This is a genomic window from Janthinobacterium aestuarii (assembly GCF_046113285.1).
Taxonomy (GTDB): Bacteria; Pseudomonadota; Gammaproteobacteria; order Burkholderiales; family Burkholderiaceae_D; genus Janthinobacterium.
The window spans coordinates 3,849,300-3,861,182 of sequence record NZ_CP142524.1 but is presented as its reverse complement, the minus strand read 5'-3'; the positions used below and the strand labels follow the sequence as shown (position 1 = coordinate 3,861,182).

Below are 11,883 nucleotides of genomic sequence, written 5' to 3'. Positions count from 1 at the left end.
CCGGCTTATTTCTTGTGCGAGCCCAGCCAGCTGGGTTCCTTGCCGCATTCTTTGGGCAAGAACAGCGCATCGAGGCCCGGATCGCAGCGCCGGTCAGGCGCCTTCATCGGCTCGACGCTGAGCCATTCGCTCTTGGGCAGTATCTTTTCTTCGCGTGGCGCCACGGGCGGCGCGGGCGGCAGGCTGTCTTGCCAGCGTGCCTCCGGGGCAGGCGCGGGCGCGGTGGCCCAGTTGGCGTCAACCTGCGCTGCCTGCGCCGGCGGTGTGCCCGCGTGCGCGGCGGCGCACAGCAGGCTGCCCGCGAAGAAGAACGCGCGCATGGCTGTGCTGTTTATGGAAATCATGGTTTGTCCTTGGTCGGTGCCCGGAAGGCGGACCCTGCATTATGACGGCGGCAGCAAGCAAAAAGACAAGAAAATTGCAACGGCATGTTACCAAAGGGACTATAGTTACTGGTAGCAAGCAGGTGCACTGTGGCAAGGTGATTGAAAGGCGGGTCAGGCGCGGGTCGCCGTCACTCGAGATGTGTATTCCCTAACTTGCATTTAAGCTAGGCAAGTTATGCTGTGGCATGCACGCCAGGCTGTCCTTTGCCGTCCGCACCGCGCCCCTCTTTTTTTACTCTTGCCAGGCCCATAATGAAAATGCTCAAATCCCTGCCTGTATGGCCGCTTGCCGCCCCGCTTGCCGGCTGGCTGTTCCTGTTCGGTTCCACCCTCAATCTCGGCGGCGCCTATCAGATCCTGCTGGTGGCTGGCCTGATCGGCAGCGTGCTGGCCGCCGTGTACCACGCGGAAGTGGTCGCGCACCGCATCGGCGAACCGTATGGCACCCTCGTGCTGGCGCTGGCCGTGACGCTGATCGAGGTGGCGCTGATCGTCTCGCTGATGCTGGCCGGCGGACCGGAAACGACGGGGCTGGCGCGCGACACCGTGTTTGCCGCCATCATGATCATTTTGAACGGCATCGTCGGCATCTGCCTGCTGCTGGGCGCCGGGCGCCACCGCGAGCAGACCTTCGGCCTGCTGGGCGTGAGCGCGTCGCTGGCCACCCTGGCGGCCATCGCCATTTTGACGCTGGTGCTGCCGAACTACACGTCGAGCGCCGCCGGCCCTTACTACAATTCCAGCCAGCTCATTTTCATCGCCGTCATCTCGCTGGTCCTGTACGGCACTTTCGTGCTGGTGCAGACGGTGCGCCACCGCGATTACTTCCTGCCCAAGGAAGCCGTCGGCGATGAAGAGGTGCATGCGGCGCCGCCCACGCCCACCGTCGCCTGGGTCAGCGCCGGTGCGCTGCTGGTGTGCCTGGGCGCCGTGGTGCTGCTGGCCAAGTCGCTGGCGCCCGCGCTGGAGACGGCCATTGCCGCCATGGGCGCGCCGAAAACCCTGGTCGGCATCGTCATCGCCGCCATCGTGCTGCTGCCCGAAGGCCTGGCCGCCGTGCGCGCCGCGCGCGCGAACCGCCTGCAAACGAGCTTGAACCTGGCGCTCGGCTCCGCGCTGGCCAGCATCGGCCTGACGATACCCGCCGTAGTCGTGGTGTCGCTGGCCACGGGCCTGACGATTACGCTGGGACTCGATATCAAGTCGACGGTGCTGTTGCTGCTGTCGCTGATGGTCGCTACCCTGTCGCTGGGCACGGGCCGCACCACGGTCATGCAGGGCACGGTGCACCTGGTGATTTTCGCCGTGTACCTGTTTACCACCGTCGTCCCATAAGCTGCCGCACGGCTGCCGTTTTGTCACAATCCTGTCACGCCGCTGTCATACGATGAGGGTAGTGTGGTAGGATTTTTAAATCGTTTAAATGATTTATATAGTTTAGCAACTGAATTTGCCAACTTTTTCAGTTGGCACAGTCATGACAAGACAAGAGGCCAGTATGTATGCAGCGGTGGACCTGGGGTCCAACAGTTTTCGTTTACACGTCGGCAAGCATGATGGCGACACCATTCGCGTGGTCAAGAGCGTGCGCGATCCGATACGCCTGGCCGCCGGCCTGGACGCCAATGGCGACCTGACCGAAGCGGCCATGCAGGGCGCGCTGGCCTGCCTGCAGCGCTTTCGTGCCATCCTCGCCGGCTTCGAACTCGATGCCGTGCGCGTGGTGGCCACGTCGGCCATGCGCGTGGCGCGCAACGGCGCCGTCTTCCTGCCGCTGGCCGAGCAAGCCATCGGCTACCCGATCGAGATCATCTCGGGCGAGGAAGAGGGCCGCCTGATCTACATGGGCGTGGCCAATGCGCTGGCCATTCCCGGCGAACGCCGGCTGGTGATGGATATCGGCGGCGGTTCGACCGAACTGATACTGGGGCGCGGCAATGATATCGAACGCGTCGAATCCTTCAGCCTGGGCACGGTCAAGCAAAGCCTGTCGTTCTTCATCGGCGGACGCATCGACGCGCCGTCGTTCGAGGCGGCCATCCTGTCGGCGCGCAGCCATTTCGAGGATGCCGCGCCGCCGTACCATCCGCAGCACTGGAAGACGGCTTACGGCTCTTCCGGCACCATCCGCACGATCGCCGACATCATCGCCCGCAACAAGCTTGGTGACGGCTTGCTCACCAGCATCAGCCTCGATGCGCTGGCGCGCCGCTTCATCGAACTCGGTCACACCAGCCGCATCGACATGCCGGGCTTGCGCCCCGACCGCGCCAGCACCATCGTCGGCGGCCTGGCCATCCTGATCGGCCTGTTCCGCGAACTGGCCATTCCCGCCATGACGCCGATCGAGGCGGGTTTGCGCATGGGTGTGATGTGGGACCTGTACCTGCGTTCGACCAAGCGCGACCGCCGCGAACAGTCGGTGCAGGGCTGCATGGAGAAATTCCATATCGACCAGCAGCGCGCCGGCCGGGTGGCCGAGCAGGCGCTGGCCATGTATGCGCAGCTCAAGCCCACGTCCGACGCCCTCGTGAAATGCCTGCGCTGGAGCAGCCTGCTGCACGAGGTGGGCCTGGCCGTGTCGCAGACGGGCTATCACAAGCACGCATCCTACATCGTGGAAAATGCGGACTTGCCCGGTTTTACCACGCGCGAACAGAAGACCATGAGCCGGCTGATCCTGGCGCAGAAGGGCAACTTGCGCAAGATCGGCGAGGTGCTGTCCGACCCCGATTTCGCCAAGGCCGTGCTGGCGCTGCGCCTGTCGATTCTGCTCATGCATGCGCGCATCGAGGCCGATTTCAGCGAACTGCGCCTGCGCATGAAGAGCCGCATCGAACTCGACATCAAGCGCGGCTGGGTGGCGCACCATCCCACCGTGTCGTTCTGGATCGAGAAGGAGCAGGAATTCTGGGATGAGGTCGGGGTCGATTTCACCATCCGCGCCAGCGCCTAGAAGGTCATGGCATGCGCATGACTTGATGTGCAGCAAGCAAGATTTCAAAAAACAGTATATATTGTTTATATTATTTACTAGATTGGAGAATCCATGACCAAAACCACCCCAGCGAAAAAGGCCGACAGCGCGCCCGTATCGATGTTCCCGACCAGCGCATCGATCAACGCGGCAGCGGCCAAGGCCGCACCGGCCGCCAAGCCTGCAGTGAAGCCCGCCGCGAAGCCGGCAGCCAAGCCGGTGGCCAAGGCCGCCGTCAAGCCAGTGGCCGCCAAACCGGCCGCTGCGAAGCCGGCGGCAGCGAAACCGGCTGCCGCCAAGCCCGCCGCCGCCAAGGCGCCAGCCGCCAAGCCGGCGGCCAAGGCCGTCGTGGCCAAGCCCGTTGCCAAACCTGTCGCCAAGGCCGCTGTCAAGCCTGCCGCCAAGACGGCAGTAAAAACCGTTGCCAAGCCAGTGGCCAAGGTTGCTGCAAAGCCCGCCGCCAAGCCGGCAGCGAAAACCGCCGTCAAACCGGCTGCCAAGGCCGCCGCCAAGCCTGCGCCAGCGAAAAAAACGCCGGTCGCCAAGGTCGCCGCCGTCAAGGAAAAAGCCCGCAAGCCGAAACTGGTGCGCGACAGCTTTACCATGCCGGAAGCGGAATACGAAGTCCTGGGCCAGGTCAAGAAAGCCTGCCTGAAGGCCGGATTCGAGATCAAGAAAAGCGAATTGCTGCGCATCGGCGTGGCGCTGATCAGTCAGATCGACCTGGCCACGCTGCAAAACGTGCTGGCCGGTTTGCCGCAGCTGAAAACGGGCCGTCCGAAGAAGGATTGATGGCGCGGGCAGGGGCCGCCCCCTGCCTGGCCGTTCTGGTTTACCATGGGGCCTGTGATAGTTCCCCCATGGTTGCCATGTCAGAAGAAACAGAGATCGAACGCGCCGGCTTCGTCGAGCGCGCCATTGTCCGCCACTGCGGCGGCGAATCCACTGCCGCCATCGACCACGTCGCCGAGGAAATCCCCGTCGCGCTGGTCTTCAATGGCATTTCCCACGTCGTCATGATGGCCACCCCGCGCGACCTGGAAGCGTTTGCCTACGGTTTCGCGCTGACGGAAGGCGTGGTGGCATCGGCTGCCGCCATCTTCGATTGCGAAGTGTTGCTGCGTCCCGATTCCGCCGAAGTGTCCTTGAGCATCGCGCAGGAGGATTTCGTGCGCCTGAAGGACCGGCGCCGCCAGCTGACGGGCCGCACGGGCTGCGGCGTGTGCGGCATCGACAGCATCGACATGCTCGATTTGCGGCCCGCGGCGCTGCCGCCGTCCCTGATCCGCGTCGACTTGCCCGCCGCGCTGGCGCGCGCATCGGCCGGCTTGCGCGAACACCAGGCGCTGATGCGGGAAACGGGCGGCGTGCACGCGGCCGCGTGGTGCACGCCCGACGGCGACATCGTGCATGTGTTCGAGGATGTCGGCCGGCACAATGGTCTCGACAAGCTGATTGGCTACCTGGCGCTGCACGATATCGACATGCGGCGCGGCTTCGTCTTCCTGTCCAGCCGTGGCAGCTACGAGCTGGCGCGCAAGGCGGCGCGCATGCAGATACCCTTGCTGGCGACGATTTCCGCCCCCAGTTCGCTGGCCATTTCCATCGCCACGCAGGCCGGCATGAAGCTGGTGGGTTTCTGCCGCCAGGATGCGTACGTGGACTACACGCCAGGCATCAGCATCTAAGCAGCAGAACGCTGCAGCAGCACCGGCACGGACTTCGACGTCGGCGTGCCGGCGCCGTTGGCCGTGCTGGCCGGCGGCACCAGCGCATTCGTCTCCGGGTAGTAGGCGCCCAGGCAGCCGCGCGGGATGTCATAGGCGACCAGCCGGAAACCATCGGCCCGGCGCGTCACGCCATCGTCCCAGCCGCCTATCAAATCGACCATGTCGCCATCCGTAAAATCCAGCATGGCGATATCGGCTGCATTGGCGGCGACGGCCTTGGCGCCGTTTTCGCAAATGGCGAACGTGGACGCGTGGTGGCGGTCGGGCCAGGCGCAGCCGGGGCAATCGAAACCGTCCGGCTGGTTTTGCGCCAGCAGCGCCTTCAGATTCCCGGGCGCGACGCGCTCCTGGCGCAGGCTGATGGCCGCGTGTTTCAAGGCGTCCCAGCCGGCGGCAGGCTTGGTGTAGGGCGTGATGTGGACGGCGTCGGTGTCTGTCATGGGCTCTTTCGGCCGGGCGAGTGTGGTAATTATGCACGATCCCCACATGGAATTGCCTTGCGTCATGGAAATGACATTCGGCTGTCATTTTCCTGACATATTAGGCAAGTACGCTGGAGTCGTCTTGATCACAGGGGGATGAAACCATGCAAAACATAATCGCATCAAACGAAGCCAAGGCCCGGCCGGTCCAGCTGGTGCTGAGCCAGGCCTCCACGGCGGCGGAATTGCGCGAAGTCCAGCGTTTGCGTTACAAGGTGTTTATCGAGACGATGGGATTGACGTCGCTTGCCAACGCCGATGGCCTCGACAGCGATGAATTCGACGCGCACTGCGATCACCTGATCGTGCGCGACGCCGACACCCTGAAAGTAGTGGGCACTTACCGCGTGCTGAGCGCGGCCAAGGCGGCCAAGATCGGCCGCCTGTATTCGGAAAACGAGTTCGACCTGAGCCGCCTGAAGAACCTGCGCGGGCGCATGGTCGAAGCGGGCCGCGCCTGCATCCACCCGAAATACCGGGGCGGCAGCGTGATCATGCTGCTGTGGTCGGGCCTGGCCGAGTACATGCGCCGCGAGCGCTGCGACTACCTGGTCGGCTGCGCCAGCATCAGCCTGGCCGATGGCGGCCATAACGCCGTCGCCGTGTACCAGGCGCTGGCGGAAAAGCACATGGCCCCAAGCGAGTACCGCGTCACGCCGCACCTGCCTTTCCCCATCCACCAGGTGGAAGCGGCGCACAAGCCGCAAGTGCCGCCGCTGATCAAGGGCTATCTGCGTTCGGGCGCCTGGATTTGCGGCGAACCGGCGTGGGACCCTGATTTCGAAAGCGCCGATATGTTCATGATGATGCCGCTGGCGAATCTGGACGAGCGCTATGCGCGTCATTACGGGGTGGTGCCTGGCTAAGGCTGCCAGGGCTCACGCCGGGCAGTGAGGCCTGCAGCTGGCTGGCCAGCGCCTGCACGGTGCTGCGCAAGCCGGTCTCCGGGCTGTCGGGCGGCAGCAGTTCGAGCAGGAAGCGCAGCGGCGCCGTGATCGTTTCGGGTTCGCCGATGCTGCCGTGGCGCCGCACGGCGTCGTGGTACAGGGCCAGGAAGGCGGCGCGCGCGGGCGCGTCGAAGGACTGACCGTCCGGCGCCTGCCACAGGGCCGCCAGCAGGGCGGCGCGCACGGGGGCGCCGGCGTCGATGGCGCGGTGTTCATCCGCGTGGCGCTGGCGCGCATAGGCGATGGCGTCGTGGAGCAAGTCGCCCAGCTGCGGATCGAGCGCGCGCCAGGCGCCGCCGTCGCCATGGGCCTTCAGCAGCAGGGCGCCCGCCAGCACCTGGAAAATCAGGTCGCAGTCGGCCGCGCCGCTGCGCCGCCGCGCTTCTTCCAGCGCGGCCAGGCAGGCGTCCGTCATGGCGCGCAGGGCCGATGCGCCGGAGTTTCCTTCGCGGCAGGCCAGGCGCGCCTGCAAGGCCCAGTAGCGTCCCAGCAGGGCCAGGCGCTGCGCCGTGGGCGCCAGCGCCACCAGCAGGTCGATATGCTGCTTTCCATCCTGCAGCAGCTGGCGTCCCTGGGCCGGGTCGGGCACGGCGGGCACCTCGATGCCGGCGCCCGCATCGAGGCCGCACAGGGCCGCGCCCTGGCGTATCTCCAGTTCCGCCCAGTGCGCGAGCGCGCGCAAGCCCACCTTGCCGTCGGCCGCGCTGTGCGCCGCCCGGTAATGTTCGATGGCGCGCAGGGTGTTCTCCAGTCCACCGAGACCGGCGCGCGTGGCGGCCATGTTTTCGCGGATGTCGGCGCAGCCGAAGAAGCGGGCACGCACGGCTTCCTCGATGCTGCCCAGCTTTTCCTCGATGGCCGCGCGGCGCGCAGGATCGGCACCCGCCAGGCGCGCGTGCAGGGTTTCCAGGTCGGCCAGCAAATGGCCGTGGTAGTGGTAATCGGGCGCTTGCCAGGGCCGGCTCTGGGTGTTCGGAAAGCGGTAGCGGTCGTCGCCGTACGCCTGGTAGGCGCCCCAGGTGTTCGAGGCGGGGAATTGCAGATACGCCGCCTCGCGCGCCAGGCGCACGGCGTCGCCGAAGTATTCGCCGCTCAGCATGGCGTGGTAAAAGCTGTGCGCGAAGATGCTGGCCGCCTGGTCGTCGATGCGCCAGCCGGCCGCGATCACCGCCTGCGAACCCATTTCAATGAAGGCCGTGGCCAGGCTGGCGGCCAGTTTCGACCATGGCGCGATGGCGTCCGGGCGCATGTCGCCCAGGTGGCAGCAATTGATGAAGACGAATTGCGGCACGCGCTTCAATTTCCCCACCTGCGCCGCCGTCAGCCGCGTCTTCGGTCCCAGCACCAGGCCCGTATGGGCGATGCCGGGGCCGGCCACTTCGCCATGGCCGGCCAGGTGGATGGCGAAATAGCGCTCGTCGAACAGGTGCACCAGCACGCGCTGCGCCTGCGGGCGCAGCAGCTCGCGCACCTGGTAGCCGTACGCGCCGAACATGCGCGCCACGTCCTGCGCCTCGGCCTGCGCGGCGGACAGCTCGGGCAGGCCGGAATCGGTGTCGCCGATCACCAGCACGCTGTTGCTGGGCGGGCTGACGGCCGGCGGCTGCTCGCGCAGGCTGGCCAGCTGGCGCACCATGCCGATGCGCGTCGACAGGGGGCTTTCCTCGCTGCCCGCCTCGTCGCGCATGAGTTCCCACGGGTAGATGGCGGCGCTCTGGTCGACGGCCAGGATCAGGCCGCGCATCTCGGGGATGGCTGCCTTCAGGCCATTGGGCAGCATCAGTTCGTACAGCGCGCGCGACAGGCCCGGCTGGTCGGTGGTGTTGTCGGTGGCATCCATGATCAGGCCATCGACGGCTTGCCGCTGGTTCGGCTCCTCGTCGACGCTGTTGTGGGCGCGGTCCGTCAGCACGGTGAAGCGCAGGGCGCCCGACAGATCGGCGGCGACGATCTGCACGCGGCGCCAGCCGTTGTCGCCGCTCAGGCTGGGCAGGATGCGCCGGTAGCCGCCCGGGCTGTGGCGGATGCGCCGCTCGAACGTGAAGCTGCCCTGGTAGCGCGCTTCGGCCATGATCTGTTCGATGGCCACGGCGGCGGCGATGGCGCGCGCCTCGGACTGTTCGTAGATGGCGATATGGCCGATGCGGCAGGCCATGCCCGCGTCTTCGAGGCGCCGGTTGGCGCTGCGCGCGCCGTCGATCAGGGCCCGCGCGCACAGGGCGATGCTCAAGCCGCCGTAGCCGGAACCGGACAACAGGCTGGCCACGCGCAAGCCGTGCTCGCCCATCGGCGGCGCGGCCACATGGCCGGCGGCGCGCACCTGCAGGCAGACGCACGCGTATTCGAGCAGGCCGCCGGCAAAGGCGCGCGCCAGTTCGCCCGGTGTCAGCTCGCCCAGCGCGCCCAGGCCGATGACGATGGCGCCGCCGGGCCGGCGCGCCGCATCGGGCTGCAGCACCACCAGGGCGGAGTCGGGGCGCTGCGGGAAGCGCCCGAGCGCGTGGATTTCCTGCAGCTTGCCGGCCAGCAGGCGGTCGAGAAAGCTCATGCTGCCGCGCAGCGATTCGGACGCGTAGCAGCCGCTCATGACGGGCGCATCGGCCGAGGCCATGCTGCCGTGGATGACGGATAGGCTCAGCTGCGGCGCGCTGCTTTCCGGCGCGCTGGCGGGGCCGGCGGCGCCGATGGCCGCATCGAGCAGTTCCTGCGGCTGCGGGTACAGCGGCGTGGCGTCGGGCACGTAGGGATGGAAGCGGGGCGGGGCGCCGCCAGGCACGTGCGGCGGGTGCCGGGGCAGGGCGGCGCCCTGGCCGCCGTCGAGCAGCTGCGCGATGGCCGGGTAATATTCTTTTTGCAGCAGCAGGTCGCCATGCGCCACCGGCAGGTAGCAGGCCGCCACGCCGTCCGGCACCGCGCCTTGCCAGGCCGTGCGGCCATCGCCGTCCGGCGACCAGGCCGTTTCGATGGCGCCGTCGCGCAGGCGCAGCGCCACCGGCGTGTCGGCGCAGCCGGCCAGGTAGCTGCAATGGCGCGCGTCGAGCGGGGCCGCTTCCAGCAGGGTCACGGTGGCGCGCGCGGCGGCCAGCGCCGGCGCCTCGGGCGCCTGCCAGCCGCCGGGCAGGCCCGCTTGCGCGTCGCCGGCGGCCAGCTGCGCCCAGGCGCCGGCGTCGAAATAATCGATGCCGCCCGCCTGTGGCCACGGCAGCATGTCGAGCACGCCGGGAAAGGCGCGCACGAAGCCGAGAAACTGGCGCCGAGTGTGCTTCCAGCCGATCCAGCAGGCCAGCATCTGCACCAGCCGGTCGCGCCCCAGCAGCACTTGCACCATCGCCTGCGTGCCACGGTTGGCCGTGCCCACCTGCAGCAATCGGCTGCCGGGCAGGGCGCCGAAGCGCTGCCAGCGGTCCTTCAGGGCCAGACGCGCCACCAGTCCACCCATGCCATGGGCGACGATGCGCAACGGTTGGCCGCGCTGCTCGGCGTCGCGCATGGCGTCGTCGAGCACGGGCAGGAAGGCGCGGCACGACTCCTGCAGCGACAAGCGCCAGTCATAGGTAAAGGGCCGCACTTCCTGGCTTTGCGCGAGAAAGCGGGCGAACGGTTCATAGCAGGACTCGAGCCAGCCGGCGCTGACGATGTGCGGCTGGCCCACGGCCAGGCGTTCGATGCGCCCTTCGACCAGGTTGACGGGGTCGAACCAGATGCGGTTGCTGCCCACTTGCAGGTGGCTGCCCATGATGTCGGGCAGCAGCAGCACGATGGGCGCGTGCGCGCGCCTTTTCGGCACTTCGCCGCCGCGCGCCAGCGGGCCGTGCTCGATGCCCGGCAGCGGCTGGTAGGCGGTCTCGTCGCCGGCGAGCGCCTGCACGGCGGCCTGGCTCGATGGCGCGCGCTCGAAGTAGTTCAGGTGGTGCGTGTGCGGCCCGCGCAGCAGCAGTTGCCGCACGGGTGTGCTGCGCGTGGCGCCGCCGGCCATCGAGGCGCAATTGACCACCAGGTCGTTCTGCCCGCCGTACAGCTGGTCGTCGAGGCAGTCGCCCAGCCAGCCCAGCAGGCCGTCGCCGCTGCACGCGCCGGCCAGCACGTGCAGCGGACTGGCCACGCGCACGTCGGGCGCGTTGAGCAGCGCCACCAGGGGCGAGTCGGGCATCATCGCTTCCAGTCCCGGCAGGATGCGCGCGTCGCAGCGCTGCTGCACCACGGCCAGCAGGAAGGCCATGGCGCCGTCGGGAACGCCGCCGTGCAGCAGCAGGTTGAACATCACGCTGGCCCAGCGGTCCAGGCGGCCCGACATCAGGGTGGTGCCGCGCGACGGGCAAGCCACGCGCACGAAACGGGCGATGCGGATGGCGCGTGTTTTCAGTTCCACGCTCAATTCGCGCAGGCGCCCCGCATCCGCGTCGTAGCCGCCGCGTCCGCCCAGCCGCGCCTGTGCCGTGAAGTGTTCGATATCGTGGCTGTTGAACGCTTCGCCGCCCACCGTGTTTTCGCTCAATCGCTCCAGGCCGTCGCCGGCCAGGTCGACGGCGCCGCGGCTGTCGATGCGCTGCGCCCGGGCCAGCAATTCACCCACCAGGCCGCCGCGCGAATGGGTCAGCAGGTGCAGCACGGCGCCGTGCGGCAACTGGCGCACGAGGGCCAGCGCGTTCTCGATGGGGCTGTCGCTGAGGCTGCGGTGCTCATAGCCGTAGATGCGGTTGCCGTACTGCGCCGCCAGTTGCGGCGCCAGGCCGTTGCGCCACAGGCCGGCAAAGCTGCGCTGGGTCGACGAGGCCGTGCCGTGCAGCAGCAGCAGCACCGGTTCCGGCCCGGCGGGCAGGCTGGCGACGGCCGTCATGCCGCCCGCCTCGATGCCGCAGCGGTACAGGCCCAGCCGTTGTTCCAGCTGGCGGTCCTGGAAGGCACCGGCCGCCGCCAGCGCCGTCATGGCGGCGGCGCCGCAGCGGTACACGCGCACGGCCCGCAGCATCCAGGCGCCCAGGCCGTCGCGGCTGGCGCCGGGCGGCGGGCGCACCGCCTGCGGGCGCAGGGCCAGCCCCACTTCGATGCTGGCGGGCGCGCCGTCGCGCGCCAGCGTGGCCGGCCCCAGGTAGCGTGGCAGGTCCAGGCTGCCTGCCAGCAGCGAGCTGCCGTCGCACAGCAGCAGCTGCACCACGTCGGCCGGGCCGATATCGAGGGCGATGCGGCAGCTGCCGATGCCGCGCGCGCTCGACAGCACGTGGGTTTCGCTGTGCCAGCCGGGCGCGGCGGGGCAATCGCCGGCGCTGGCGAGGGGATCGCGCGTGAGCGTCAGGCGCAGCACGGGCGGCGCAAGGGGATTGCTGGACATGCGGTTGAGATCACTGGTTAAAAGCTGACCTT

The 11,883-nt window shown here is 67.9% G+C and carries 8 protein-coding genes; 5 read left to right on the top strand and 3 right to left on the bottom strand.

All coding sequences use genetic code 11. From position 1 onward, the window contains the following. Positions 1-5: 5 nt before the first annotated feature. Positions 6-344: a hypothetical protein gene (locus OX462_RS17205; RefSeq protein WP_409026635.1), complete on the bottom strand. Its 339-nt coding sequence runs from the start codon at positions 342-344 to the stop codon at positions 6-8. A 294-nt stretch (positions 345-638) separates the two neighbouring features. On the opposite strand from OX462_RS17205, the gene OX462_RS17200 reads away from it, so the two are divergent. From OX462_RS17200 to fdhD, 4 genes are all read left to right on the top strand, one after another. Continuing rightward, on the top strand, positions 639-1,721 hold the full coding sequence (locus OX462_RS17200) for a calcium:cation antiporter (RefSeq protein WP_099408656.1): 1,083 nt from the start codon (positions 639-641) through the stop codon (positions 1,719-1,721). 163 nt (positions 1,722-1,884) lie between these two features. Next, a complete protein-coding gene (locus tag OX462_RS17195) occupies positions 1,885-3,342 on the top strand; it encodes a Ppx/GppA phosphatase family protein (RefSeq protein ID WP_099408655.1) in 1,458 nt (485 codons plus the stop codon). A 93-nt stretch (positions 3,343-3,435) separates the two neighbouring features. After that, positions 3,436-4,155, top strand: coding sequence for a hypothetical protein (locus OX462_RS17190; RefSeq protein ID WP_409026634.1), 720 nt, complete (start codon positions 3,436-3,438; stop codon positions 4,153-4,155). A 77-nt stretch (positions 4,156-4,232) separates the two neighbouring features. Then, positions 4,233-5,051, top strand: coding sequence for a formate dehydrogenase accessory sulfurtransferase FdhD (fdhD, locus tag OX462_RS17185; RefSeq protein ID WP_070310456.1), 819 nt, complete (start codon positions 4,233-4,235; stop codon positions 5,049-5,051). Here the strand turns inward: fdhD and OX462_RS17180 are convergent. Next, positions 5,048-5,533, bottom strand: a complete 486-nt coding sequence (locus OX462_RS17180) for a hypothetical protein (RefSeq protein ID WP_409026633.1) — start codon at positions 5,531-5,533, stop codon at positions 5,048-5,050. The two genes, fdhD and OX462_RS17180, sit on opposite strands and share 4 nt — an antisense overlap. Before the next feature lie 146 nt (positions 5,534-5,679). On the opposite strand from OX462_RS17180, the gene OX462_RS17175 reads away from it, so the two are divergent. Then, positions 5,680-6,441, top strand: coding sequence for a GNAT family N-acetyltransferase (locus OX462_RS17175; protein ID WP_409026632.1), 762 nt, complete (start codon positions 5,680-5,682; stop codon positions 6,439-6,441). On the opposite strand, the gene OX462_RS17170 is transcribed toward OX462_RS17175, so the two are convergent. Then, the gene (locus OX462_RS17170; RefSeq protein ID WP_409026631.1) at positions 6,374-11,851 is read right to left on the bottom strand and encodes a CHAT domain-containing protein; all 5,478 of its coding nucleotides are present in this window, start codon (positions 11,849-11,851) and stop codon (positions 6,374-6,376) included. The genes OX462_RS17175 and OX462_RS17170 overlap by 68 nt on opposite strands. Positions 11,852-11,883: the final 32 nt, after the last annotated feature.